22 protein-coding genes are annotated in these 24,481 nt (G+C 67.3%); 6 read left to right on the top strand and 16 right to left on the bottom strand.

Going from position 1 to position 24,481, the window contains the following annotated elements; translation table 11 throughout:
* Nucleotides 1-39: 39 nt before the first annotated feature.
* The 4 genes from ARTB_RS16505 to ARTB_RS16520 all read right to left on the bottom strand — a co-directional run bounded on the left by ARTB_RS16505 (nt 40) and on the right by ARTB_RS16520 (nt 4,857).
* Nucleotides 40-1,119 (bottom strand): tartrate dehydrogenase, encoded by a 1,080-nt coding sequence (locus tag ARTB_RS16505; protein WP_243181509.1) that lies wholly within the window; start codon nt 1,117-1,119, stop codon nt 40-42.
* A gap of 35 nt (nt 1,120-1,154) precedes the next feature.
* Nucleotides 1,155-2,102 carry a phosphoglycerate dehydrogenase gene (locus ARTB_RS16510; protein WP_243181510.1) on the bottom strand — a complete coding sequence of 316 codons (948 nt, stop codon included), beginning with the start codon at nt 2,100-2,102 and terminating at the stop codon, nt 1,155-1,157.
* Nucleotides 2,103-2,220: 118 nt separating this feature from the next.
* A complete protein-coding gene (locus tag ARTB_RS16515) occupies nt 2,221-3,597 on the bottom strand; it encodes a cation:dicarboxylate symporter family transporter (RefSeq protein WP_243181511.1) in 1,377 nt (458 codons plus the stop codon).
* A 93-nt stretch (nt 3,598-3,690) separates the two neighbouring features.
* On the bottom strand, nt 3,691-4,857 hold the full coding sequence (locus ARTB_RS16520) for a mandelate racemase/muconate lactonizing enzyme family protein (protein WP_243181512.1): 1,167 nt from the start codon (nt 4,855-4,857) through the stop codon (nt 3,691-3,693).
* A gap of 237 nt (nt 4,858-5,094) precedes the next feature.
* On the opposite strand from ARTB_RS16520, the gene ARTB_RS16525 reads away from it, so the two are divergent.
* Nucleotides 5,095-5,796: a GntR family transcriptional regulator gene (locus tag ARTB_RS16525; protein ID WP_243181513.1), complete on the top strand. Its 702-nt coding sequence runs from the start codon at nt 5,095-5,097 to the stop codon at nt 5,794-5,796.
* An 83-nt stretch (nt 5,797-5,879) separates the two neighbouring features.
* Here ARTB_RS16525 and ARTB_RS16530 read toward each other — a convergent pair whose 3' ends face one another.
* The 6 genes from ARTB_RS16530 to ARTB_RS16555 form a co-directional block, all read right to left on the bottom strand.
* On the bottom strand, nt 5,880-6,161 hold the full coding sequence (locus ARTB_RS16530; protein ID WP_243181514.1) for a DNA gyrase subunit A: 282 nt from the start codon (nt 6,159-6,161) through the stop codon (nt 5,880-5,882).
* 162 nt (nt 6,162-6,323) lie between these two features.
* The gene (locus ARTB_RS16535; RefSeq protein WP_243181515.1) at nt 6,324-7,463 is read right to left on the bottom strand and encodes an aminopeptidase P family protein; all 1,140 of its coding nucleotides are present in this window, start codon (nt 7,461-7,463) and stop codon (nt 6,324-6,326) included.
* 130 nt (nt 7,464-7,593) lie between these two features.
* Complete coding sequence (locus ARTB_RS16540) at nt 7,594-8,778, bottom strand: ABC transporter ATP-binding protein (RefSeq protein ID WP_243181516.1); 1,185 nt, start codon at nt 8,776-8,778, stop codon at nt 7,594-7,596.
* Nucleotides 8,775-10,274: an ABC transporter permease gene (locus tag ARTB_RS16545; protein ID WP_043436715.1), complete on the bottom strand. Its 1,500-nt coding sequence runs from the start codon at nt 10,272-10,274 to the stop codon at nt 8,775-8,777. The genes ARTB_RS16540 and ARTB_RS16545 overlap by 4 nt, the downstream gene beginning before the upstream one ends.
* A gap of 110 nt (nt 10,275-10,384) precedes the next feature.
* Nucleotides 10,385-11,440, bottom strand: coding sequence for an iron ABC transporter substrate-binding protein (locus ARTB_RS16550; protein WP_243181517.1), 1,056 nt, complete (start codon nt 11,438-11,440; stop codon nt 10,385-10,387).
* Nucleotides 11,441-11,593: 153 nt separating this feature from the next.
* Complete coding sequence (locus tag ARTB_RS16555; RefSeq protein WP_243181518.1) at nt 11,594-12,811, bottom strand: glycoside hydrolase family 76 protein; 1,218 nt, start codon at nt 12,809-12,811, stop codon at nt 11,594-11,596.
* Between the two features lie 194 nt (nt 12,812-13,005).
* Here ARTB_RS16555 and ARTB_RS16560 point away from each other — a divergent pair, with 194 nt between their 5' ends.
* Together ARTB_RS16560 and ARTB_RS16565 are read left to right on the top strand one after the other, a co-directional pair.
* Complete coding sequence (locus ARTB_RS16560) at nt 13,006-13,827, top strand: SDR family NAD(P)-dependent oxidoreductase (RefSeq protein WP_243181519.1); 822 nt, start codon at nt 13,006-13,008, stop codon at nt 13,825-13,827.
* Nucleotides 13,824-15,026 (top strand): acyl-CoA dehydrogenase family protein, encoded by a 1,203-nt coding sequence (locus ARTB_RS16565; RefSeq protein WP_243181520.1) that lies wholly within the window; start codon nt 13,824-13,826, stop codon nt 15,024-15,026. Before ARTB_RS16560 ends, ARTB_RS16565 begins: the two co-directional genes overlap by 4 nt.
* Before the next feature lie 45 nt (nt 15,027-15,071).
* Here the strand turns inward: ARTB_RS16565 and ARTB_RS16570 are convergent, their stop codons facing one another.
* The 4 genes from ARTB_RS16570 to ARTB_RS16585 form a co-directional block, all read right to left on the bottom strand.
* Nucleotides 15,072-15,950: a DUF1684 domain-containing protein gene (locus tag ARTB_RS16570; protein ID WP_243181521.1), complete on the bottom strand. Its 879-nt coding sequence runs from the start codon at nt 15,948-15,950 to the stop codon at nt 15,072-15,074.
* 19 nt (nt 15,951-15,969) lie between these two features.
* Nucleotides 15,970-16,590 carry a TetR/AcrR family transcriptional regulator gene (locus ARTB_RS16575; RefSeq protein ID WP_243181522.1) on the bottom strand — a complete coding sequence of 207 codons (621 nt, stop codon included), beginning with the start codon at nt 16,588-16,590 and terminating at the stop codon, nt 15,970-15,972.
* Between the two features lie 100 nt (nt 16,591-16,690).
* On the bottom strand, nt 16,691-17,284 hold the full coding sequence (locus ARTB_RS16580; RefSeq protein WP_243181523.1) for a TetR family transcriptional regulator: 594 nt from the start codon (nt 17,282-17,284) through the stop codon (nt 16,691-16,693).
* On the bottom strand, nt 17,281-18,297 hold the full coding sequence (locus ARTB_RS16585) for an aldo/keto reductase (RefSeq protein ID WP_243181524.1): 1,017 nt from the start codon (nt 18,295-18,297) through the stop codon (nt 17,281-17,283). The genes ARTB_RS16580 and ARTB_RS16585 overlap by 4 nt, the downstream gene beginning before the upstream one ends.
* Before the next feature lie 166 nt (nt 18,298-18,463).
* On the opposite strand from ARTB_RS16585, the gene ARTB_RS16590 reads away from it, so the two are divergent.
* The 3 genes from ARTB_RS16590 (at nt 18,464) to ARTB_RS16600 (ending at nt 22,700) form a co-directional block, all read left to right on the top strand.
* Entirely contained in the window at nt 18,464-19,144 is a 681-nt protein-coding gene (locus ARTB_RS16590) for an NADPH-dependent F420 reductase (protein WP_243181525.1), read from the top strand.
* Nucleotides 19,145-19,393: 249 nt separating this feature from the next.
* Nucleotides 19,394-22,207 carry a phosphoenolpyruvate carboxylase gene (gene ppc / locus ARTB_RS16595; protein WP_243181526.1) on the top strand — a complete coding sequence of 938 codons (2,814 nt, stop codon included), beginning with the start codon at nt 19,394-19,396 and terminating at the stop codon, nt 22,205-22,207.
* 187 nt (nt 22,208-22,394) lie between these two features.
* On the top strand, nt 22,395-22,700 hold the full coding sequence (locus tag ARTB_RS16600) for a hypothetical protein (RefSeq protein WP_018774310.1): 306 nt from the start codon (nt 22,395-22,397) through the stop codon (nt 22,698-22,700).
* Here the strand turns inward: ARTB_RS16600 and ARTB_RS16605 are convergent.
* Both ARTB_RS16605 and ARTB_RS16610 read right to left on the bottom strand, forming a co-directional pair.
* Nucleotides 22,697-23,332 carry a DedA family protein gene (locus ARTB_RS16605; RefSeq protein WP_243181527.1) on the bottom strand — a complete coding sequence of 212 codons (636 nt, stop codon included), beginning with the start codon at nt 23,330-23,332 and terminating at the stop codon, nt 22,697-22,699. The genes ARTB_RS16600 and ARTB_RS16605 overlap by 4 nt on opposite strands.
* A gap of 27 nt (nt 23,333-23,359) precedes the next feature.
* Nucleotides 23,360-24,322 (bottom strand): RluA family pseudouridine synthase, encoded by a 963-nt coding sequence (locus tag ARTB_RS16610; protein ID WP_243181533.1) that lies wholly within the window; start codon nt 24,320-24,322, stop codon nt 23,360-23,362.
* Between the last annotated feature and the right edge of the window lie 159 nt (nt 24,323-24,481).

Consider the following 24,481-nt stretch of genomic DNA (forward strand, 5'->3'; position numbering starts at 1 on the left):
CGAAGGATGCCTGCCGGGTGCCGGGTCCGGTTGACGGGGTCATGGTGCGGTCAGGGCTGATGCCACCGCTGTGCCCAGTTCTTCTGTGGTGGCGTTGCCGCCCATGTCGGGTGTGAGGGCTTGTTGCCCGCGGGCGAGCACGGTTTCCATAGCGGTGGTGATGGCGGCCGCAGCTTCGGGTTCTCCCAGGTGTTCGAGCATCATGGCGGCGCACCAGATTTGCCCGATGGGGTTGGCGATGCCCTTGCCGGCGATATCCGGGGCGGAGCCGTGGACGGGCTCGAAGAGGCTGGGGAACTTGCGTTCGGGATTGATGTTGCCGCTGGGGGCGATGCCGATGGTTCCGGTGCAGGCCGGTCCGAGGTCGGAGAGGATATCGCCGAAGAGGTTGCTGGCGACGACGACGTCGAACCAGTCGGGGTGCATGACAAAGTTAGCGGCCAGGATGTCGATGTGGTACTTGTCCACCTTGATCCCTGGGTACGCGGCGGACATGGCCTGCACCCGTTCGTCCCAGTAGGGCATGGTGATGGAGATGCCGTTGCTCTTCGTGGCGGAAGTGAGGTGCTTTTTGGGCCGGCTCTGGGACAGATCGAAGGCGTACTTCAGGATCCGGTCCACGCCGGTGCGGGTCATGACGGTTTCCTGGACCACCGTTTCGCGGTCGGTGCCTTCGAAGATCTTCCCGCCGATGCTGGAGTATTCGCCTTCGGTATTTTCGCGCACGACGTAGAAGTCGACATCGCCCGGAACCCTCCCGACCAAAGGGCTGGGCACGCCGGGCAGAAGCTTGACCGGGCGCAGGCTGACGTACTGGTCGAAGTGGCGGCGGAACTGCAGGAGGCTGCCCCACAGTGAAACGTGGTCGGGGACGACGTCAGGCCACCCGACAGCGCCGAAGAAGATGGAATCGAACTGGTTCAGTTCCTCGAACCATCCGTCGGGCAGCATTTTCCCGTGCCGGGTGTAGTAGTCAGCCGAGGCGTAGTCGAATTGTTCATAGGTGAGGTTCAGGTCGAACGCTGAGCCGGCGGCGTCCAAGACGCGCAGTCCTTCGGGCACGACTTCGGTGCCGATTCCGTCGCCTGGAATGACTGCGATGCGGTGGTGTTTCGACATCAGGATCCTTCTTTGTCGTTGTTAGGTATTCGGGGTTAGCGGTCCACCGGGTGTGCCGGTTCGCGGTTTTCGAGGACGTCAATGACGGCGTGCGCGGCTGCCAGCCCGGCCCGTGTCCGTGCCTCGATCGTTTGTCCGGCGAGGTGGGAGGTGATGAGCACGTTGTTCAGGCCCCGAAGGGGGCTGTCGCCGTTCAGGGGTTCGCTCTCGAGCACGTCCAGCGCGGCACCGGCGATGGTGCCGTCGTAAAGTGCCTTGGCCAGGGCCTCTTCATCCACGAGTGAGCCGCGGGCCGTGTTGATGAGGACGGCGGTGGGTTTCATCGCCTGCAACCGGGGCGCGTCGATGAGTTTGCCTGTGCTCTGGCCTCCGCGGGTGTGCAGGGAGAGGTAGTCGGCGTCGCGGATGACGGCGTCGAGATCGGTGAACTGGACCGCGGTGTTATCGCGGTCGGGGTGGGCGGTGCTGACCAGGACGGTCATGCCGAGGGCGACAGCAAGGTTCGCGGTCGCGCGACCGCCGGGGCCGTAGCCGATGATGCCCAGGGTGGAACCGTGCAGTTCGTGGCCGGCTTCCCGTGGCCAGTGGCCTTGACGTACGGCGGCGGTGACCTCCACGAGGCGGCGTGCGGCCATGATGATCAGCCCGATGGTCAGTTCGGCGACCGAGTGGTGGTTTGTTCCGGGGGCGTTGCAGACCCTGATCCCTCGCGCCGCGGCGGCTTCGACGTCGATTGAGTCATACCCCACGCCGCTGCGCGCGATGACTTGCAGAGCGCCAGCGCCGGTGAGCATGTCGGCCGTGACCGTTTCGCTGGCGAGGATCGCGCCGGACATGCCATCGAACAACGAGCAGCGTTCCTCAAGGGTCCGCGGCCCCCGGGCTGGCGAGTAGACCGGTTCCAGACCGCGTTCCCGGAGGAGCTGGTCAACGGTGTCTCCGGGGTGGAGGTAGTCGGTGGTGATCAGGATGCGTGGAGCCATGGTGCCGGTGGGTCCTCTCTTTGCTCGATCGGATGCGCGGCCGTCGGTGGCGGTGGCTTCCGGTCTACGCGGGCCAGGGCCGCCGCGGCTTGTGCGGCGGCCCTGGGGATCTTTGGTGTTAGTGGACCTCGATCTTTTCTGCTTCCACTTCGGTCGGTGTGTTTGACTCGATCTCGTTCTTTTTCTGGCCTGAGGCGTGCAGGGCTTTGCGGGCTTGTTCCGGGTCGAAGTCCTTTTCCCATTTGCCGACGACCACTGCTGCCATCGCGTTGCCGAGGACATTGATGAAGACGCGCCCTTCGTTCAGGAGCCGGTCGATGCCGACGATGAGTGCGAGGGCGGCCAGCGGGATGCCGCCCACGGAGCTCAAGGTGCTGGCCAGGACGATGAATGCGCCGCCGGCGATGCCCGCAGTGCCTTTGCTGGTGAGCATCATGACGCCGACCATGACGAGCTGCTGTTCCCAGGACAGGTCCATGCCGACAGCCTGGGCCAGGAACACGGAGGCCATGGTCAGGTAGACGGCGGATCCGTCGAGGTTGAAGGAGAACCCGGACGGGATCACGATGCCCACAGTCGACTTGCCGACGCCCATATTTTCGAGCTTCTTGATCAGCTGCGGGAGGACTGCTTCGCTGGAGCAGGTGCTCAGGGCGATCAGCAGTTCGGCCTTGAGGTAGCGCATCACCGTGAAGATGTTCAGTCCGCAGGCACGGGCGATAGCGCCCAGGACCACGACGACGTACACGATGCAGGTTCCGGTGAACAGCAGGACGAGGTAGCCCAGCTGCTGGAGGCTGGCTGTGCCGTAGTTGGCCACGACGGCCGCGAGTGCGCCGAACGTGCCGATGGGGGCAAGGCGCATGACCCAGCTGACGATTTTGAAGATAACAACGGACAGGGCCTGGATGCCCTTGGTGAGGAACGCGCCGGATTCTCCGGAGACGTTCAGGGCGGCACCGAACACGATGGAGACCATCAGCGCGGCGATGATGGTGTGGCCGGTCAGGGCCCCGAACAGTGATTCCGGGATGATGTTGCTGACGAATTCGAGACCATCGAAGCCTTTGTTGGCGGCCGCCGGCACTTTGCTTGCGTCCAGTTTGGACGGATCGATGTTCATGCCCGTGCCGGGGTGGAAGACGTTGGCGACCATCAGGCCGATCAGCATCGACACTAGTGACAGGGCGATGAAGTAGCCCAGGGCCTTGACGCCGATGCGGCCGGCTTTGCGCAGGCTGTCCATCGAGGCGATGCCCAAGGACACCACGCAGAACACCACAGGTATGACGATCATCTTCACCAAGGCGATGAACCAGTCACTGAGCGGGGTGAGCTGTTTGCCGACGGACGGCAGGAGCAGGCCGACGGCGATGCCCAGGACGGCGCCCAGGACGACTTGGAACCAGAGCTCGCGCAGCAGCCGGCCGAACCGGGATCGCTGCTTGGGCGGTTGGGCTGAGTGTTGCGGGTTCTGCATGGTGTGGGACGACATCGTGGGTGCTCCTTTGCACGTCAGACTGAGAAAATTGGGGAGGTGCGGTCCCGGGCAGTGGTGCTGCCCGGGACCGGGGCACTGCCGGATGGTTTAGTTGTGCAGTGCGCTCAGGACCTTGTAGAACTCAGCCTTGCCTTCGAGCCCGATGCCCGGCAGATCGCCCGGGGCCACGCGGCTGTTGACGATGACAGCATCGTCAGTGAAGCCGCCGGTGGGCTGGAACTCGCCCGGGTAGGATTCGTTGCCGCCGAGCTTGAGGGCTGCGGCAATATGCAGGGAGAACTGGTGTCCGCCGTGAGGGATGCAGCGGCGTGAGGACCAGCCGTGCTGGGCGAGCATGTCCTGGATCCGGCGGTATTCGGTCAGGCCGTAGCTCAGGGCCGGGTCGACCTGGATGAAGTCGCGGTCCGGGCGCATGCCGCCGTAGCGGACCAGGTTCCGTGCGTCCTGGAGGGAGAACAGGTTCTCTCCGGTGGCGATCGGGTTCTTGTAGTGCTCAGAGAGGGTGGCGTTCAGGGCGTAGTCCAGCGGGTCGCCGACTTCCTCGTACCAGAACAGCCCGTACTGGTCGATGGCTTTGCCGTATTCCAGCGCGGTCTCGAGGTCGAACTTGCCGTTGACGTCCACCATGAGGCGGGAAGCGTCGCCGTCGAGGACCTCGATCACGGCTTCGATGCGGCGAAGGTCTTCGGCGAGGTCGGCGCCGCCGATCTTCATCTTGACCACGTTGTAGCCCTTGGCGAGGAAGCCGCGCATTTCGTTCTGCAGGTCCTCGAGGCTCTTGCCGGGTGCGTAGTAGCCGCCGGCTGCGTAGACGAAGACGTCCTTGTCCGGGTTTCCGTCGCCGTAGTGGTCTGAGATCCACCGGTAGAGCGGGACGCCAGCGATCTTCGCGGCAAGGTCGTGCAGGGCCATATCGGCGACGCCGACGGCGACTGAGCGTTCACCGTGTCCGCCGGGCTTTTCGTTGGACATCATCAGGTCCCACGCCTTTTCCGGCGAGAGCTGGCCGTCCTCATCGAGAAGGTCTTCGGACGGGGCATCCATGATGCGGGGAAGAATGCGGTCTTTCAGGATGCCTGTCGCGTTGTAGCGGCCGTTGGAGTTGAAGCCATAGCCAACCAGGGGCTTGCCGTCGACGAAGACATCGGAGACGAGGGCGATGATCGTGCAGTCCATCTTGGTGAAGTCAATGAAGGCGTTCCGGATCGAGGAACTGATGGGAATGGTGCCGACGTGGGCGGAAACGATTTTCATCTTTGAATCTCTCCTGAGTGGGAATCTTATTTCTTATAAGACCTGCATCGAGACTGACCCCAAGCGATGAAGGACATTAGCCCCTCGAACGAATATCTTATAAGACCTTGGATCAAAGGCTAGCCCAGGGGTGACGGGGGGCACAAGCCTTCCCGTGGAATTTCTTATAAGATGTTTCCAAGGAACTACACTGTGAGCAACGGGGGCCACACCTCGGTAAGAGATTCGGAGCGGCAGATGAGCACCACGAACGTCTTTTCCAGTAAGGGCAGTCTCGCGTACAACGAACTCCGCCAGCTGATCCTCTCCGGTGGCCTTGCCCCCGGCTCGCGCATCTCCCAGTACGAGCTGGCCGACAACATGCAAATGAGCATCACCCCCCTGCGAGAAGCGATCCGCCGGCTCTCAAGTGAGGGCCTGATCATCATGGACACCCACCGGGATTCCAGGGTGGCAACCATGAGCGCCTCCGAGGCACGGGAACTCCTTGAAGTCCGTCTCTCACTCGAACCATCGGCAACAGAACTGGCAGCCTCCCGCCGGACTGACGCCGATATAGCAGCAATGCGCGCAGCCGCCGGGAAGCTCCTGCCTGTCACGCGGGTCTGGGGCGAGGAAGCGATCACAGTTCACCGGGAATTCCACCGGGCCGTCTACGCCGCCTCGCACAACGACGTCATGATCAAGCTCCTTGATGACCTGTGGGACAAATCCGACCGCTACCGCCGCATCGGTCTCGAACTCCCCTCCGGGGATGAGCCCCGCACGATCGACCTGAACCAGCACCACCAGATCCTTGAGCTCGTCATTGCCGGGGATGGCGCCGGTGCGGCCGAACTCGCCCGCACCCACATCGCCAACAGCCTGACAGCCTCAGTAACCGGAGCCCTGGAGGAACGCGAGAACGTCCAATCGACGCCCCTGGAGAAAACCGCCTAGTATCCGCCGGCTTCCCTCCGGTCGTCAGGAGCCGTTCGCGGGCGGGTCATATGGGAATCAGAGAGCACCTGCATAACGGCTTTCTATGGTTGCCCGCCAGACGACAGGCTCGATCTGATTTCTTCCGCGTGAGCAGCAATAATCCGGCGCCGTTCGCGAGTGAACCCTTTGACTTGCATGTCCAGGATTACCCGGCAGGACAATTCATCCAGCTCCAACAGTTCCATCAGACGACGGATCGCTTCGTCTAGGTCCTCTGAATCCTCGACCACGTGGAAGACATCCTCCCGCCGACCCATCGCCGTCACGAGGGCGTCCACGACTCTCAGAGTGTCCTCAGCACGCCTCCGCTGCTCCGCATTCATGGTGCGATTCTTCCATGCACGACTATTGCCGGAGGAGGGGACCGCCGAGGGCGGCGCCGAGCACATGATGTGCATGGGAAACGCCGTCATCTACTTCGCAATCACCGCAGGTGAAGCGATCCCGTTCCGAGGCCACGTCAGATCGTGGACCAGGTCGGCTACCTAGTGGACGATTCTCATCTCGTGCGAGGTCTGATTGAGTCGCCGTCCGCCGTCGGGAACGACCGTCACAATGTCCTCGATCCGTACGCCGAACCTGCCCGGCAGGTAGATTCCGGGTTCGATCGAGAAGCACATGCCGGGCTGGAGGATCTGGGTTTCGCCCTCCACCATGTACGGCGGCTCGTGAGTCGTCAGCCCGATTCCGTGCCCGACGCGGTGAATGAAGTAGTCGCCGTAGCCGGCTTCAGTGATCACCGCCCGGGCCACGCGATCAATTTCCTGGCACTCGACGCCTGGCCGCACAGCCTCGAACCCGGCCTGCTGCGCGAGTCTGACGACGTCGTGAACCTCGCGCTCCTCAGCGGTGGGCTCGCCGACGTGCACGGTCCGCGTCGTGTCTGATCCGTAGCCGTGTTTGAGGCCGCCGAAGTCGAGCACCACCATGTCTCCGTCCTCGATGATCCGCGGGCCGATCTCGTGGTGAGGGTTGGCTCCATTCGGACCCGAACCGACGACGGTGAAGTCCACCTGCGAATGACCGAACTGGCGAAGCAGGTCGGCGAGATCAGAACCGACGTCGGTCTCGCTGCGCCCAGCGAACCGCACGGTGACGATCTCCTCGTACGCCTGGTCTGCAGCCGCGCCGGCCGCCGCCAGCCGCTCGATCTCGTCGTCATCCTTGATCGCCCGAAGCATCGGCAGGGCGGTCGTCATCGAGACGTAGGACGACTTGGGCAGTCGATCCTGCAGGCCGAGGAGGTGCATGGCCCAGGCCGAGTCAGAGACGGCATAACGTCCGGTGCCGGCCATCAGCGTGGCAGATTCCGTGTAGGGGTCGCTCCCGTCAGTCCAGTCGGTGATCCGCAGATTCGAGGCGCCGGCGGCCGCTTCCGCGTCGGGCCTCTCGAGCCTCGGAACGATCATGGCGGGCTCCGCGTCGACGGGGATCACGAGCATGGTGATGCGTTCAGTGATGGCCACGGGTGCATACCCGGTGAGGTACAGCAGGTCCGGTCCGGGAGTGACCAGGATGCCGTCGAGCCCGGCATCCTGGGCGGCGTGGGCTGCTCGCCGCAACCGCTCGGCGAAGTCATCGGCGGTGAACGGAGCCGGCTCGGAAAGGCCGCGATGATCACTCATGGTTCGCATTCTCGTGCGCGGGACATCCCTGGTCAACCCATCGCCCGGACAGCCGCTGCAGTCACTCTGGAATCACCCGTCGCGGGTGAGCCTTCGGGGCACAGTGGCTTCAGGACGCCGAATCTCGACGTTAGGGCTGCTCATCCATCGGAAAGGCGACGGCCTCGCCCACCACGCGAAGCCGCAGCTCCGTGCCGGGGCGGGCGATCGAGGCGTTCCAGTGCCGGATCGTGATGATTTCCCCGCCGCCGGGGTAGCGGTGGTCCGGGATGGCGCCGGCGGCAAGGACCGGCGGGACGGGGAGTTGGAGCCGCACTGTGGTTTCGGGGCCGAAGTAGTCCGTGTCCACCACCGTGCCGCGGATGGGGCCGTCCTCGGAAATGCGGATCTGCTCGGGCCGCAGCATCAGCTGGACCCGGCCCTGGGCCGGCGGGCGGCGCACGGGGATCCCGCCGAGCGAACACGTGGCCAGGGAGCCTTCCATCCAGGCATCCAGGATCACGGCGTCGCCCAGGAACTCGGCGGTGGCGCGGTCAGCCGGGCGCGTGTAGACGACGAACGGGTTGCCGATCTGGGCCAGCTTGCCGCCGCGCATCACGGCCACCTGGTCGGCGAAGGACAGCGCCTCGGCCTGGTCATGCGTGACGAGGATCGTGGTGACGCCGGCGTCCTTCAGGACCTGGGCCACGGCGCGGCGGGTGGCCACCCGCAGGCCGGCGTCCAGGGCGGAGAAGGGCTCGTCCAGCAGCATGAGCGCGGGCTTGCGGGCCAGCGCCCGGGCCAGGGCAACCCGCTGCTGCTGGCCGCCGGAGAGCTGGTGCGGGCGGCGCTTGGCCATGGCCGGGTCCAGGGAGACCATTTCCAGCAGCTCGCCCACCCGCGACTTGACGCCGCGGCGCCCGCCGGGCAGTTGGGTGGCGTCCAGGCCGAAGGAGATGTTCTGCCCGACCGTCAGGTGCGGGAACAGGGCGCCGTCCTGGGCGACGTAGCCGACGTGCCGCTTGTGGGCGGGGACCCAGGCGTTCTCCCCGGCCACCTTGCTCCCGTTGAGCGAGATGCTGCCGGTGTCCGGGTGCTCGAAGCCGGCAATCAGGCGAAGGAGCGTGGTCTTGCCGGAGCCGGAGGGTCCCACGATCGCCGTCGTTCCGCCCTTGGCGACGGAGAGGTTGACGCCTTTGAGGACGGCCTGGGGCCCAAAGTTCTTGGTGACCGCGTCGATTTCCAGGTGGCTGTTGGTGCTGGTGGCCACGGAAGCCGCGACCCGCGGCTCGGGGAGGCGCGAGGGGGCCTCACGCGACGGGTAAACATCGGTCACTGTCCGGCTACTTTCTTGGACTGCTGGAAGAGGAGATAGGTCATGGGCGCGGAGATCAGGATCATCAGCAGCGCATAGGGGGCGGCGCCAGCGTAGTCGATCTCGCTGCTCTTGCTCCAGAACTCGGTGGCGAGGGTGCGGGTCCCGTTGGGCGAGAGCAGGAGGGTGGCGGTGAGCTCGTTGACAATCCCCAGGAACACCAGGGCGGCGCCGCCAGCCGCGGCGGGGGCCGTGAGCCGCAGCGTCACGCGCAGGAAGGCCAGCAGCGGCGGCTTGCCGAGCACCTGGGCGGCCTCGTCGAGTTCCTTCGGTGCCTGGGACAGCCCCGAGCGGATGTTCACGAGGGCCCGGGGGAGGAACAGCAGCACGTAGGCCGCGATGAGCAGCGCTGAGGTCTGGTACATGCTGGGAACCATCCGGATGCTCACGGTCACGAAGGCCAGGCCCACCACAATCCCGGGCATGGAGCTGGTGATGTAGTTGGACAGCTCCAGGGACTTGCTGAACCAGCCGGGACGCCGCACGGCCAGGTACGCCATGGGGAACGCGACCACGGTGGTGGCGACGGCCGCCGCGAGGCCGTAGGCCAAGGTCTGCAGGAGGGCCGGCATGAATTCCTCGGCAGCCCAGATTTCCGGGCCGCCGGCGACGATCCAGCGCAGCACAAACGTCAGCGGCAGCCCGAACGCCAGCCCGGTGAGGGCGATCAGGGACAGCTGGGCGGGGAGCTGGTAGGCGTGCAGGGGCAGGCGCAAGGCGCGCGCCTGGGCTCCGGAGCCGATCCTGGCGTACCGGGCGCTGCCGCGGCTGCGGACCTCCACGAGCAGCAGGATGAGGCAGAGGAACACCAGGACGCTGGCCAGCATGTTCCCGGCGGTGCCATTGAACGTGGACTGGTACTGGACCATGATCGCGGTGGTGAAGGTGTCGAAGCGGATCATCGCGAAGGCCCCGTATTCGGCCAGCAGGTGCAGCGCGACCAGCAGCCCGCCGCCGGTCATGGCGATGCGCAGCTGCGGGAGCACCACGCGGAAGAACGCGCGCCAGGCGCCGAGGCCGAGGGAGGCGGCGGACTGTTCGATCGCCGGGTCCAGGCGGCTGAGCGTCGCGGCGGCCGGGATGTACACGAGCGGGAAATAGGACAGGGTGGCGATCAGGACCCCGGACCACAGCCCGCCAAGGGACGGCACCGCGGAAACCCACGCGTAGCTGTTGACGAAGGCGGGGATGGCCAGCGGGGCGGCGAGCAGCACGGCCCACCACTTGCGGCCCACAAGGGACGTGCGTTCGACGAGCCACGCGCCGCCGACGCCCAGGACGAGGCACAGCGGCACCGTCACCACGGTCAGCAGCACCGTGTTCAGCAGGAGTTCGCCCACGCGCGGGCGGAAGATCAGGGCCATTGCGGTGTCCCAGCCGGTGGAGGCTGTCATGAAGACCACGTAGGCCAAGGGCACCAGGGAAAACAGGGCGATGAGGACCGCGATGATGGACACGACAGAGACGCCGAAAGGCGGGCGGGGGCGTTTACCCCTGCCCGCCGTCGTCGTGTCAGTCGTCAAATCCCCAGAGGGACCGGGGACCGCCAGCTTGTTAGTCACTGCGGCTACAGCAGTCCTGCCTGGGTCATCAGCTCGGTGACCTTGGCGGAATTGAGTTTGGCGGGATCCACGGTGGGGGCCTGCAACTCCTTGAGCGGAACCAGCTTGTCGTTGGACGGGACGTCCGAGCCGACAGCGTATTCGAAGGAGGTGCCCTTCTGGAGCACTTCCTGGCCCTTCTTGCCGGTGATGAACTTCAGGAAGGACTGGGCCGCTGCGGCGTTCTTGGAAGACTTCAGCACGCCGCCGCCGGAGATGGAGACGAAGGCGCCCGGGTCCTGGTTCTTGAAGTAGAACGGCGTGACGTTGTTGGAGTTCTCGCCGGTCTTGGCCTGGTCGCCGTAGTAGTAGTAGTGGTAGATGAGGGCGGAGTCGACTTCGCCGGCGTTGACGGCCTTCATGGCCGTGCTGTTGCCCTTGTACGGCTTGGAGTTTTCCTTCATGCCCTTGAGCCAGGCCTCAGTGGCGGCTTCGCCCTTGAGTTCCAGCAGGGCCGAGACGATCGCCTGGAAGTCGGCGCCCGACGGCGAGGCAGCCCACTTGCCCTTCCACTCGGGGTTGGCCAGGTCCAGCATGGACTTGGGCAGCTTGTCGGCGCTGATCTTGTTCTTGTCGTAGACCAGGACGGTGGAGCGGGCCGCGATGCCGGTCCACTTGTTGGTGGAGGGGCGGAATTCGGCGGGGACCTGGTCCACGGTGGCCTTGTCCACATCCGCAAAGAGGCCGGCGTTTTCCACCTGGGCCATGGCGGGGGAGTTCTCGGTGAGGAAGACGTCCGCCGGTGAGGCCTGGCCTTCCTGCACGATCTGGTTGGACATCTCGGTGTCGTCGCCCTGGCGCACAGTCACCTTGATGCCGGTCTCGGCGGTGAAGGCGTCGATCCACTCTTTGGTCAGGGATTCGTGCTGGGCGTTATAGACCGTGATCTCACCGGCGGAGGAGCCGTTGGCGGCGGTGCTGCTGCCGGCCGTGGCGGAGGAACCGGAGCCGCAGGCGGCCAGGCCCAGGGCGGCAGTGGCGGCCAGGGCGATGCCCGCCAGCGCGTTGGTGCGGATCTTCATGGGGCTACTTTCTACAAGGAAGTCGTCGTAGTGCCCTGCCCCCCGTGAGCGGGGAAGTTAGGGCATGCTCGCTAAGAAAGACTGTAGGTTAGCCAAACCTAAGCGACCAACCTGAGGCTGGTTTAAGTGATGAGGATCACATCAATTACGATACTATTGCGTGACGTAATTGTCGCCGGGTTGTGGGGCGGACGCCTGCGCGATCGAGGCGGCCGCCTCGAGCACCATCCAGGCCTGCAGCTGCGTGGAGAGTTCGACGGCGGCCCCTTCCGGGTAGCTGCGGCGTGCCGGCGCGTCGGTGCGGTCGGAGAAGACCAGATGGCTGCCGCGGCGCGCGAGGCGGTCGTGCGGAGGGAGGATCCGGCGGCCCTCCCAGAGGGCCTCGGCCGTATCGTTCACAAGCGCCGCCGCCGTGGCCCGGGTTTCGGCCGGGAGGCGTTCGTCGACGGCGGCGAGGGCCAGGTAGCGGACGAGGATCCCCGTGAAGAGCCCGCCGTCGCCCGTCCCCTCGCAGCGCAGCACCGCGGCGGTGCGGCCCAGCAGCGGGGCCGGCTGCGTGAGGTTGCCCGCCACGGCGTCCACCAATGCGGCCGCTCGCCCGAGGTTGGGCTCGCCCCCGAGTTCCAGCAGTGCGCCGAGGACGGGCCCTTGGTTGTAGGTGTAGATGGTCTCTTCCAGCACGGCTTCGCCCGTCCCGGAAATCCGGAGGCCGTCACGGTACAGGCCCTGGCCGGGCTCGTACAGCCTGGCATCCAGCCAGTCCAGCAGGGACTGCGCCTTGGTCCGGTTGCCGGTCCGCGCGTAATAGAGGGCCACCGGGGCGGTGGCGGGGGTGTTCTTGAAGTCGCGCTTCGTGCTCCAGAATGTACCGCCGCCCAGATCGTCCGTGGAAGCGGAGTCGAACTGCAGGGTCAGGCTTTGCAGGACCTTGGCGTTGCGCTCCCGGCCGGTGTGTTTGCGGGTGTCCTCGGCGAGCTTGTCCAGCCGGAGCGTGGCAAGGGCCAGCCAGGCCATGTCGTCGTAGTAGTTGTTGACCACCGTGAGGAAATTGCGCAGCCGGATGCCCGTGACGAGCCGGGAGGCGAGCCGGCCGGCGCTGGGCCGGTTCTCGCCGTCGAACTTGGTTCCAGGATTCCGGGGGGACCCCAGTTCCCGGCGGCCGGCGTCCACGAGGCAGTCCAGGTAGTGTGCCTGCCACCAGTAGTGCCAGGGCCGGGACAGGTTCTTCAGCCGGCCCGAGGGCCGGAGGATCGCGGCGATGTGGGTCCCGGGGAGGAAGAAGAGCCGCTGCCCGAAGAGCCTGGTCACCGAGCGGGCGGCCTCGTCCGCGCGGAAGGACCAGTTGGGGGCGGAGGCGTCGGCTCGGGTCATGGCTCAAGCGTAATCGCGGGAGCCCGTCCGGACCGCGACCGTGACTGTGCCCTCGGCGTGTGCGGCCCAAAGGTGCGCATTGGCCGCATTCCAGTTAACATTCACTAACTAATGTTCCCCGCGTGCCGCCTCTGCAGGCGCCGCCCGCGTCGAGGCTTCGCAGCCGGGGTTCGGTTCCACATCAAGGAGGATGGATGGACATCAAGGGTACTGTCGCGCTGATCACGGGCGGGGCCTCCGGTCTCGGAGCGGCCACGGCCAGGCGCCTGTTCGACGCCGGCGCCTCGGTGGTCCTCGTGGACCTGCCGGGTTCCGCCGGGGACGCCTTTGCCGCCGAACTGACCGCATCCGCCGCTGCCGGCGCCGGAGAAGCTGCTGCCGGAGGCGGCCGCAGGGCCGTCTTTGTCCCGGCCGACGTCACGGACGAGGCGCAGGTGCAGGCCGCCGTCGACGCCGCCTCAGCCCTCGGCCCGCTGCGCATCGTGGTCAACTGCGCGGGGATCGCCACCCCCGGCAAGGTCCTGGGCCGCGACGGCGTCCTTCCGCTGGAGGCCTTCAACCGCGTCATCCAGGTCAACCTCGTGGGCACCTTCAACGTGATCCGCCTCGCCGCGGCCGCCATGGCAGCCACCGAGCCCGCCGCCACGGAACTCGGCGGCCCCGAACGTGGCGTCATCATCAACACCGCCTCCGTTGCCGCGTTCGACGGGCAGATCGGCCAGCCCGCCTACGCCGCCTCCAAGGGTGCCGTCGCCGCCATGACGCTGCCGATTGCCCGCGAACTCGCGCGCTCGCTGATCCGGGTGGTCACCATCGCGCCGGGCATCTTCGAGACTCCCATGATGGCCGGCCTGCCCCAGGAGGCGCAGGACTCCCTGGGCCAGCAGGTGCCGCACCCCTCGCGGCTGGGCCGGCCGGCCGAATACGCGAACCTCGCCGCGCACATTGTGGAGAACGCCATGCTCAACGGCGAGATAATCCGCCTCGACGGTGCCATCCGCATGGGCCCGAAATGACCGGGTCTGAGATGGCCGGGACTGTGCTGCCCGCGGCGGACTTCTTCGACTACGAAGCCCTGCTCAGCACGGCGGAGCGGGCCAAGCTGGCGCAGCTGCGCGAGTTCCTGGCCGCCGAGGTTGCCCCGTTCGCCACGGACTGGTGGAACAAGGCCGAATTCCCGGCCCACATCCTGCCCAAGCTGGCCGCCCTGGAGCTCAGCGCCCCGGCCCAGCGCGGCTACAGCAACCTGTTCGCCGGGATCGTCATCGCCGAGATGACCCGGGTGGACACCTCGCTCGCCACCTTCTTCCTGGTCCACCACGACCTCTTCGTGGAGTCGCTCTACGGCTTCGGCTCCGAGGAGCAGAAAGCGCGCCTGCTCGAGGACGCGGCAAGCCTGCGCACCACCGGTGCCTTTGCCCTCACGGAACCGGACCACGGCTCGGACGTTGCCGGCGGCATGGAAACCCGGGCCCGCCGGGTCCCCGGCGGCGCGGCCGGCGGCGGCGACGCCTGGGTGCTCAACGGCGCCAAGCGCTGGATCGGCAACGGGACGTTTTGCGACTACATGCTGGTCTGGGCCCGGGACGAGGCCGACGGCGGCATCCGCGGCTTCATCGTCGACGCCACCTTGCCGGGCGTGAGCCGGAGCCGGATCGAGAACAAGATTGCCCTGCGCACGGTGCAGAACGCGGACATCGTCTTCACCGACGTCCGGGTGGCCGAAACGGACCGCTTCGCCGGGATCAGCAGCTTCGAGGACACCAATGAGCTCCTGCGCGGTTCCCGGATCATGGTGGCCTGGCAGGGGGTGGGGCAGCAGCTCGCGGCGTTCGACGTCGCCCGGCAGTACGCCGTCGAACGCCAGCAGTTCGGCCGCCCGCTGGCGAAGTTCCAGCTGGTCCAGCAGCAGCTGGTCACCATGCTGGGCAACGCCGTGGCCAGCATGGGCATGATGGTCCGGATCGCCCAGTTGCAGGACGCCGGCGCCGGGGACATGCCGCAGGTGGCCCTCGCCAAGTCCTATGTCAGCGCCCGGATGCGCGAAACCGTCGCGATGGGCCGGTCCCTGCTGGGCGGCAACGGGATCGTCACCGACTACCGGATGGCCAAGATCTTCTCCGACGCCGAGGCGATCTACACCTACGAGGGCTCGTTCGAGATCAACACCCTGATCACGGGACGCGCCATCACCGGGGTGTCCGCGATCGTCTAGAAGACGGCTTTGACCGTTTAGACCGTTTAGACCGTTTAGACCCGTTCAGAAGAGGCCGGGTTCCTTCTCGCCGGCCTCAATCTTCACATCAAGGCTGTTGTTCCGCACCGGCATGGGGCAGGTGCCGTACGGGGTGAAGGCGCTCGGGTAGTTGATGGCCCGGTTAAAGTCCAGGACCACCGACCTATTTCCCAAGGAGTCGACGCGGGGCCTCGCGGTGGAGACCTTCCGCCACTCGTCAGTACTTTCCCCGTTGGTCTCGTCGTGGAACGTCACCGTCAGGGCGCCGAGCTTCTCCTCCTCGGCCTGCAGGTGGAACTCGTGGTCCGCGCCGGGAAGCCGGAAGACCAACTCGCCGACCGAGCGGTGGACCCCGTCCACGAGCGGGTTGGCCGTGCCGATCGGGACATCCACGGGCTCGGGATAGGGCGCGAACCTGGCCTCGATGACCAGGTCCGGGCGGAAGTCGAAGGTGGGCACGCCGTCGAACTCCGTGAACGCCGGCGACTGCGAGTCGCGCGTGCGGATGGCGTACTTGTCCGCCCGCATGGCGAGCTCCACCACCACCTGGCGGCCGTCGTCGCCGCCGTACTGGACCCACATCAGTGATTCCTCGTCGGCGAGCACGGCGCTGATGGTCCCGTCCACGGGTTCGCCGGTTTCGACGAGGGTCAGACCGTCGGACGCGGCGGCGGTGAGGAACGCCGCGGTGCCGTCTGTGGACCAGAGGCCGGGGGCGAGCTCGACGGCGGCCGGCTCGCCTTCCAGCCACTGGAAGGAGGTCAGCGTGAGCCAGCCGTGCTCGCTGGCGAGGGCCGTGTTGCGGCTGTTCCGGAAGCGTTGCCAGCGGGCCAGCTGCGGGTTCTGCACTGCATCAGGCGTGGGCTTCGAGCCAGTCCCGGTTTCAGGGTCAGGGGTGGTCATGGGCACCTCCAAGGGGGTTTCAGCTGGTGGCGGGTGGGGTTTTGAGGCTGGCCGCCACGAGTTGGGCCGCGGTGGTTCCGGCTGCGGCGGCCGCGGCCGGGTCGCCGTCGAGCACCCCGCTTGCCAGGCCGCCGTCGAGTACCAGGGTCAGGCTGCGGGCGAGCTGGTCCGGGTCCCCGGCGCCGGCGCGTGCGGCGAGGTCCCGGATCCAGGCGCGGATCTGGCGCTTGTGGGCCACGGTCCGGTCGTGGACGCGGGTGCCGGCGGCCGACTCGGCGGCCGCGTTGATGAAGGCGCAGCCGCGGTAGCCGTCGCGCCGGCAGGCGGCTGTCAGGGCATCGAACAGGCCCACGAGCTGCTCGGCCGGGTCCTCGCCGGCGGCCTCGGCGGCGGCGTGCAGCTGCCCGGTCCAGACGCCGTCCACCTTCTCCAGGTAGGCCAGCATGAGGTCGTCCTTGGCGGGAAAGTACTTATAGAAAGTGGCTTTCGCGACGCCGGACTCGGCGATGATCGTGTCGATGCCGGCGGCCCGGAAACCCTGCGCGTAGAAGAGCCGGAAGGCCGTGGCCAGGATCTTCTCCCTGGCATGCCCGGCAGGGGTGCGGGCAGCCGGGGCGGCGGTGGCTGCTGGCGAGGTCATGGCTCAATCGTACACAGACAAGTCTGTCTACGCCGCAGTGTCATTCGCCCTGTGCCTCGTCAACGACGGACCGCCGGCCCGCCTCCGCCTGATCCGGCGGCTACGGGCGGGCGGCCAGACCCCGCACGAGCAGCCGCCAGACCTCGCGCAGCTCGGCCCCGATGGCCGGGGCCGACCATTCCGAAGCGTGCAGCGGGTGGTGGAACCGCGCCGTGGCGTGCAGGACGGCACGGCCGGCCGGCACCGGATCCGGGACGGCGAATTCGCCGCTGCGGACGCCGTCGGCAATGATCTCGGTGAGCGCTGCGGCCAGGTGGTCAACGTGGGCCGCCACCACTTCCCGCGCCTCGGCGGTCAGCTGGCCGAACGTGGCAAACAGCTCCGGATCGTTCAGCGCCATGCCCTGCTTGATGGCCGCGAGGCGTTCGAGCCAGCGGAGCAGGCGTTCCGCGGCAGGGCCCTCCGTATCGCGGGCAGGATCCAGCGGCTCCGCGAGGCGGTCCAGCCAGCGCCGGGCCACCGCGTCCCGCAGCGCCACCTTTGTGGGAAAGTGCCGGTAGACGCTGCCGTGGCTGACTCCCAAGGCCTTCGCGACGTCCACCACCGTGGCCTTGGCCGGTCCGAAGCGCCGCAGCACGTCTTCGGCGGCGTCGAGGATGCGCTCCTCGGTCAGGACGGCGGCTACAGGGGTCACCGGCGTTCGCTGTCGAGCATGGCCATCTGGCCGGCGTCGTAGCGGGTGCCCGCGGCCGAGTCGGCGGGGACGGCGGCCTCGATCGCTGCCAGGTCCTCGGCGGAGAGGAGCAGATCGACCGCGCCCAGCGATTCGGAAAGCCGTTCCCGACGGCGGGCGCCAACGAGGGGGACGATGTCCTCGCCGCGGGACAGGACCCAGGCGATGGCGAGCTGGGCGACGGTCGCGCCCTTGCGGTCGGCGATTTCGCGGAGCCGTTCGACGAGCTCGAGGTTCCGCTGCAGGTTCTCGCCGGAGAACCGGGGCAGGTGGGCCCGGAAGTCGCGCTGGTTCCCGGTTCCGGCGGCCGGCCAGTGGCCGGAAACCAGGCCGCGGGACAGCACGCCGTATGCCGTGATGCCGATGCCCAGTTCGCGGGCCACCGGCAGGATGTCCTGCTCGATGCCACGGGAGAGGAGGGAGTACTCGATCTGGAGGTCCGAGACCGGGTGGACGGCGTTGGCGCGGCGCAGGGTGTCGGCGCCGACCTCCGAGAGGCCGATGTGGCGGATCAGGCCCTGCTGCACGAGCTCGGCCAGTGCTCCCACGGTTTCTTCCACCGGAACGGACGGATCCAGGCGGGCCGGCCGGTAGATGTCCACGTAGTCGGTGCCGAGGCGCCGGAGGGTGTAGGCCAGGAAGTTCTTGATGGCCACCGGACGGGTGTCCACGCCGTTCCATCCGCCCCGGGCATCGCGCAGGACGCCGAACTTCACGCTGATCTGGGCGCTCTCGCGCCGTCGGCCGCGGATCGCGTCGCGCAGCAGCATTTCGTTGTGGCCCATGCCGTAGAAGTCGCCGGTGTCCAGCAGGGTCACGCCGGCGTCGAGGGCGGCCTGGATCGTGGCGACGCTCTCGGCGTCGTCGGCGGGGCCGTAAAGATCGGACATGCCCATCATGCCGAGGCCGATGGCGGCGGTGCTGGGGCCGGTGGAGCCCAGGGTGCGGGGGGTGCCGAGAGTAGAAGTTGTCATGCCATGACCATAAAACAATCAGCTGACAGATTTCAAACTTTGTCAGCTGAGATGAGGCGGGCGGGGCGTCGGGCGCGCGCTTATTGCCGTAGACAGGTCTGTCTGATAGCGTCATGCCCATACGTAGACGAACCTGTCTACTCCACGACTTCAGAATGAGGACGCCATGAAGATTGCAGTACTGGGAACCGGCATGGTGGGGCGCACGATTGCCGGCGCACTGGCAGGGCTGGGGCACGACGTCGTGATCGGCACCCGCGACCCGCAGGCGACGCTCGCCCGGACCGAACCGGACATGATGGGCACCGCGCCGTTCGCCGAGTGGCACGCCGCAAACGCCGGAGTCGACGTCGCCGCGTTTGCTGACGCGGCATCCGACGGCGAGCTGATCGTCAATGCCACCAACGGTGCCGGCTCGCTGGCCGCGCTGGCCGCAGCGGGGACCCCGAACCTGGCCGGCAAGATCATCATGGACATCGCCAACCCGCTGGACTTCTCGCAGGGCATGCCGCCGTCGCTGAACCCGGTGAACACGGACAGCCTCGGTGAAGAGATCCAGCGGTCCTTCCCGGAGGCCAAGGTGGTGAAGACGCTGAACACCATGACCGCGTCCGTGATGGTCGATCCGGCCCGGGTGGCCGGCGGTGACCACACGGTGTTCGTCTCCGGGGACGACGCCGGCGCCAAGGCGGCCGTGACGGAACTCCTCAAGGGCTTCGGCCACCGCGACGTGATCGACCTCGGCGACATCACGAGTGCCCGCGGTGCGGAAATGGTCCTGCCGATCTGGCTGCGGATCTGGGGCGCGCTGGGCACCGGCGAGTTCAACTTCAAGATCGCGCGCTAACCCCTTCACCCGCCAAGCTCGCAGCAGGGGCCGTTCTGGGAGCTCGGAACGACCCCTGCTGCGAACTGGTTGGGGTCCCGGGGGTCCCCGGGGGAGGGACGTCGGGGCGGCGCGGCGGGGCATGACACTATCTGAGACGGAATTCCAGCAGGGAGTGCCTGCGGGTAACATCCCATGGGAAGAAGTAATCGGGCTCACAGTATCCAGCGCAGTGTACGAGCCAAGTCGAACCCTCGAAAGATAGTTTCCATGGCTGACACTGCAATGCATTCCGACACCGATCTTGCCGCCGAACTCCGGGCTGATGTCCGCCGGGTCTCCACCCTCCTCGGCGAATCCCTGGTCCGCCAGCACGGCCCCGAGCTCCTGGACCTGGTGGAGCAGGTGCGCCTGCTGACCAAGGAATCCAAGGAAGCCGCCCGCGGCGGCGCCGACGCTACCGGGCCGTGGAGCTCGTACGACGTCGTCGCCCAGGTCCGCGAACTGCTCGGTTCCCTGCCGCTGGAGCAGGCCACCGACCTGGTCCGCGCCTTTGCGTTCTACTTCCACCTGGCGAACGCCGCCGAGCAGGTCCACCGGGTCCGCGGGTTGCGCACCCGGCAGGAGAAGGACGGCTGGCTCGCCAAAGCCGTGGAGGAGATCGCGGACCAGGCCGGCAACTCCGTGCTGCAGGAAGTCGTCAATGAACTCGACGTCCGCCCCATCTTCACCGCACACCCCACCGAGGCCTCCCGCCGCTCCGTGCTGGACAAAATCCGCCGGCTTTCGGATATCCTGTCCGAATCCACGGCGGAGGGCACGTCCGCGCGCCGCCGCCAGGACCGCCACCTGTCCGAAGTGATCGACCAGATGTGGCAGACGGACGAGCTCCGCCAGGTCCGGCCCACCCCCGTGGACGAGGCCCGGAACGCCATCTATTACCTCACCGGCATCCTCAGCGACGCCATGCCGGAAATGCTCTCGGACCTCTCCGAGCTGCTTGCCGAGCACGGCGTCACGCTGCCGCCGCAGAAGGCCCCAATCCGCTTCGGCTCCTGGATCGGCGGGGACCGCGACGGCAATCCCAACGTCACGGCCGCCGTCACCCGCGAAATCCTCCAGATCCAGAACCAGCACGCCGTGCGGATCAGCATCGGCCTGATCGACGGGCTCATCTCCATCCTGTCCAACTCGACCGCGCTGGCCGGGGCGGACCAGGAGCTCCTGGACTCGATCGACGTCGACCTGGGGAACCTGCCTGGCCTGGACCGCCGCGTCCTCGAGCTGAACGCTCAGGAGCCCTACCGGCTCAAACTCACCTGCATCAAGGCCAAGCTGATCAACACCGGCCGCCGGGTCGCGGCCGGATCCGCGCACGAGCCCGGCCGCGACTACACCGCCACCGCGGAGCTCCTCGCCGAGCTCGGCCTGCTCGAACGGTCGCTGCGGAACCACCACGCGGCCCTCGCCGCCGACGGCGCCCTGTCCCGGGTCCGCCGCGCCATCGCCTCCTTCGGCCTGCACCTGGCCACCCTCGACATCCGCGAGCACGCCGACCACCACCATGACGCCGTCGGGCAGCTCATGGACCGCCTTGGCGGGCCCGGTGTCCGGTACGCGGAACTCAGCCGCGCCGAGCGGCTCGAGGTGCTGGGCTCCGAACTTGCGTCCCGGCGCCCGCTCTCCGGCCACCCGATCAAGCTCGACGGCGTCGCCGACGGCACCTACGACGTCTTCCGGGAGATCCGCCGCGCCCTGCGCACCTACGGCCCCGACGTGATCGAGACCTACATCATCTCCATGACCCGCGGCGCGGACGACGTCCTGGCCGCGGCCGTGCTGGCCCGCGAGGCCGGCCTGGTCAGCCTGTTCGGCGAGGCGCCCTACGCCAAGATCGGCTTCGCGCCGCTGCTGGAGACCGTCGACGAACTCCGCGCCTCGGCCGAAATCGTGGACCGGCTGCTCTCCGATGCCTCCTACCGCGAACTCGTCCGGCTCCGCGGAGACGTGCAGGAAATCATGCTCGGCTACTCGGACTCCAACAAGGAATCCGGCGTCATGACGAGCCAGTGGGAAATCTACAAGACCCAGCGCAAGCTCCGCGACGTGGCGGCCAAGCACGGAGTCCGCGTGCGCCTTTTCCACGGCCGCGGCGGCTCGGTGGGCCGCGGCGGCGGGCCGACCTACGATGCCATCATGGCCCAGCCCAACGGCGTGCTCGAGGGCGAGATCAAGTTCACCGAGCAGGGCGAGGTCATCTCGGACAAGTACTCCCTGCCGGAGCTGGCCCGCGAAAACCTCGAGCTCTCCCTGGCCGCCGTACTGCAGGGCTCGGCCCTGCACCGCACCCCGCGCACCTCGGAGGACCAGCGGGTGCGCTACGGCCACGTCATGGAAACCGTCTCCGACGCCGCGTTTGCGCGCTACCGCACGCTGATTGATGACCCCGATCTGCCCGCCTACTTCATGGCGTCCACCCCGGTGGAGCAGCTGGGATCCCTCAACATCGGATCCCGTCCGTCCAAGCGCCCCGACTCCGGCGCCGGGCTGGAGGGTCTCCGCGCCATCCCGTGGGTGTTCGGCTGGACGCAGTCGCGGCAGATCGTGCCGGGCTGGTTCGGTGTGGGCTCCGGCCTCAAAGCCGCGCGCGAGGCCGGTAACTCGGCCCAGCTCCAGGAGATGATCGAGGGCTGGCACTTCTTCCGCTCGGTGCTTTCCAACGTTGAGATGACCCTGGCGAAGACGGACATGGACATTGCCGGCTACTACGTCTCCACCCTGGTGCCGGCGGAACTGCACCACCTGTTCCGTGCCATCCGGGCCGAATATGAGCTCACGGTCGAGGAGATCCAGAACCTTACCGGCGAGCACGTGATCCTCGATGCCCAGCCCACCCTGAAGCGCTCCCTCGAGATCCGGGACCAGTACCTCGACCCCATCAGCTACCTCCAGGTGGAACTGCTGCGCCGCGTCCGGGCCGAGGCCGCGGAGGGCATGACCGGGGCCGAGATCGACGAACGGCTCCAGCGGGCCATGCTGATCACGGTCAACGGAGTCGCCGCCGGGCTGCGCAACACCGGGTAGCCCCCTCCGACGCTCCCTCAGGTATGGCGGCCTTTCCCACGACGCTCCCTCACCTTCTGCGGGGAATTTCCAAACGCTCCCTCAGGTCCTGCGGTTCTTCCCCGGACGCTCCCTCTCCCGGTGAGGGAGCGTTGGGGTTTTGGGTGCGGAAGGTGAGGGAGCGTGGCGGCGCGGCTAGGGTTGTTCCATGCCGTCGTTCCAGACCAGACTGAAGATCACCGGGCTCAAGCCTGGCACCGCTCCCGAGGCCGTCATGGCCGCGGCCATCGAGGCGCTTGGGACGCGGCACCACGTCGAATCGCACCAGCTTGAGCTCGCCGGCGGCGTCCCACAGCTGAACCTGCGCTTCCTGGTCGATGCCACCGCCTACAGCGCCGAAAACAGCCAGGCGCTGGAGTCGGCAGCCATGATGCGCGACGCTGTCGAACGCGTTGCGCTCACCGGTGCGCTGACCGTGCTGCGCCGCAGCCGCGGCCGCTGGGCACCCGTCTAAAAGTCCAGTTCCTCGTCCGGGTCAACCACGGCGGACTCCACGGGGGAGGGGCTGCCCCGGCGCCGCGTCACGATCACGCCCACGACCGCTCCGACCAGCAGCCCGACGCCGACGCCGATCAGGGAGCTCGCCCAGAAGGGCAGCCCGGTGGCGGAGCCCATGAAGTAGCCCAGCGCCACGGACCAGGCTGCCCAGAGCAGGCCGCCGAGGGCCGCGCAGAGGCTGAACCCGCGGGTGGAGACGTTGGCGATGCCCGCCGCGGCCGTCGTGGCCAGCCGCCCGCCGGGGATGAAGCGGAGGCCGATGATCGCGCCGTAGGTGGAGGACCGGCCGGCTTTCGCGATCGCCGAATGCACGGCCGCGTGGAACCGGAGACCCCATTTCCAGCGGTCGAGCACGTGGCTTAGCCGCCGTTTGAACAGCTGGAAGACAAGAAGGTCACCAAGCCATGAGGACACCGCGGCGAGGAGCACCACGAGGAACGCGTTGATGTGGCCCTCTGCGGACAGCGCGCCGCCGGTGATGACCAGCATTTCCGAGGGGACGGGCGGGAAAATCGCATCGCCGATCACGAAGGGGAAGATCCAGAAATAGATCGCGGCGCCCCAGCTGTCCGCATTTCCGAAGTCCATGGGCACAAGGTACCGCACTTCCAGCCGCTAGCGTGCCTCGCTGAGTTCCAGTCTGCTGCGGTATTCCACCGGGCTCCCGGAGATGGGGTCCACGAAGCGGATCCCGCGGGCCAGGAGTTGCAGCGGCTTGGCGTAATTGTCCGGAGCCTTGTCCAGCAGTTTCGGGTAGAACGCATCGTTGACGATGCCGAGGCCCAGTGAGGCCATGTGCACGCGGAGCTGGTGGGTCTTCCCGGAGTGCGGCTCCAGCCGGTACAGCGCGCGGCGGTGCGGGCCGCCGTCGGCGTCGGGTGCGCCGTCGGGTGCGCCGGAAGCGTCAAACGTGCGCAGCCGCTCGATCCGGGTTTCCGCATTGGGTTCGCCATCGACAACCTCGGCCAGCAGGTAGCTGCGGGACTTGGTCATCCGGTTCCGCACCACCACAGGGAAGTCCACCGCGGGATGGCCCGGTGCGGGCTCTGCGGCGGACACACACTCGTATTCCTTCTGGACCTGGCGCTTTTCGAAGAGCACCTGGTATTTGCCCCGGGTCTCGGGGTTCGTGGAGAGCAACAGGATGCCGGCGGTCATGCGGTCCAGGCGGTGCATGGGAATCAGGTCCGGGAGGCCGAGCTGGTTCCGGAGCCGGACCAGGGCCGATTCCTGGATGTACGTCCCGCCGGGGGTGGTGGGCAGGAAGTGCGGCTTGTCCACCACCAGCAGGTGATCGTCCTGGTGCAGGATGTTCAGCTCCACCGGGATCCGGGTCTCCGGCGGCAGGGTCCGGTAGTACCAGATGAACGTGTGGTCCTGCATCGGGGTGCTGCGGTCCAGGGCGATCCCCGCCTCGCCGACGATCTCGCCGGCGTCGAACCGGTCCTCGATGCCCTGCGGATCGATGTGCCCCCAGCGGTGCATCATGTAGTCCAGCGCGGTCTCCCAGGGACCCTCGTCCGGCAGGCGCAGACGGGTCGCATTGACGCCGTCGCGCACGGGAAGGGGGGATTGCATCACCCGACCATTCTACGGGCCCGGCCTCCCGCGCCCCCGCGCAGCCCTCGCCCCCCGCGGCCGCCGCCGCGACCCCGGCCCCCCGCTGTCTCTTCTCCACATCTGACGCGGCCGCCGGTATGTAGGCGTGGGAGATCTCCGCGTTGTACGCTTCGCATC

This window comes from Arthrobacter humicola, from assembly GCF_022803015.1.
In the GTDB taxonomy this organism is placed as follows: domain Bacteria; phylum Actinomycetota; class Actinomycetes; order Actinomycetales; family Micrococcaceae; genus Arthrobacter; species Arthrobacter humicola_A.

Bases quoted from the DNA above. Each gene is read 5' to 3' on its own strand.
- ARTB_RS16590 (WP_243181525.1), top strand. From the start codon at position 18,464: ATGAAGATTGCAGTACTGGGAACCGGCATGGTGGGGCGCACGATTGCC.
- ARTB_RS16520 (WP_243181512.1), bottom strand. From the start codon at position 4,857: ATGAAAATCGTTTCCGCCCACGTCGGCACCATTCCCATCAGTTCCTCG.
- ARTB_RS16555 (WP_243181518.1), bottom strand. From the start codon at position 12,811: ATGACCCGAGCCGACGCCTCCGCCCCCAACTGGTCCTTCCGCGCGGAC.
- ARTB_RS16505 (WP_243181509.1), bottom strand. From the start codon at position 1,119: ATGTCGAAACACCACCGCATCGCAGTCATTCCAGGCGACGGAATCGGC.
- ARTB_RS16550 (WP_243181517.1), bottom strand. From the start codon at position 11,440: ATGAAGATCCGCACCAACGCGCTGGCGGGCATCGCCCTGGCCGCCACT.
- ARTB_RS16610 (WP_243181533.1), bottom strand. From the start codon at position 24,322: ATGCAATCCCCCCTTCCCGTGCGCGACGGCGTCAATGCGACCCGTCTG.
- ARTB_RS16510 (WP_243181510.1), bottom strand. From the start codon at position 2,102: ATGGCTCCACGCATCCTGATCACCACCGACTACCTCCACCCCGGAGAC.
- ARTB_RS16605 (WP_243181527.1), bottom strand. From the start codon at position 23,332: ATGGACTTCGGAAATGCGGACAGCTGGGGCGCCGCGATCTATTTCTGG.
- ARTB_RS16515 (WP_243181511.1), bottom strand. From the start codon at position 3,597: ATGTCGTCCCACACCATGCAGAACCCGCAACACTCAGCCCAACCGCCC.
- ARTB_RS16530 (WP_243181514.1), bottom strand. From the start codon at position 6,161: ATGAATGCGGAGCAGCGGAGGCGTGCTGAGGACACTCTGAGAGTCGTG.
- ARTB_RS16585 (WP_243181524.1), bottom strand. From the start codon at position 18,297: ATGACAACTTCTACTCTCGGCACCCCCCGCACCCTGGGCTCCACCGGC.
- ARTB_RS16570 (WP_243181521.1), bottom strand. From the start codon at position 15,950: ATGACCACCCCTGACCCTGAAACCGGGACTGGCTCGAAGCCCACGCCT.
- ARTB_RS16565 (WP_243181520.1), top strand. From the start codon at position 13,824: ATGACCGGGTCTGAGATGGCCGGGACTGTGCTGCCCGCGGCGGACTTC.
- ARTB_RS16575 (WP_243181522.1), bottom strand. From the start codon at position 16,590: ATGACCTCGCCAGCAGCCACCGCCGCCCCGGCTGCCCGCACCCCTGCC.
- ARTB_RS16560 (WP_243181519.1), top strand. From the start codon at position 13,006: ATGGACATCAAGGGTACTGTCGCGCTGATCACGGGCGGGGCCTCCGGT.
- ARTB_RS16525 (WP_243181513.1), top strand. From the start codon at position 5,095: ATGAGCACCACGAACGTCTTTTCCAGTAAGGGCAGTCTCGCGTACAAC.
- ppc (WP_243181526.1), top strand. From the start codon at position 19,394: ATGGCTGACACTGCAATGCATTCCGACACCGATCTTGCCGCCGAACTC.
- ARTB_RS16535 (WP_243181515.1), bottom strand. From the start codon at position 7,463: ATGAGTGATCATCGCGGCCTTTCCGAGCCGGCTCCGTTCACCGCCGAT.
- ARTB_RS16600 (WP_018774310.1), top strand. From the start codon at position 22,395: ATGCCGTCGTTCCAGACCAGACTGAAGATCACCGGGCTCAAGCCTGGC.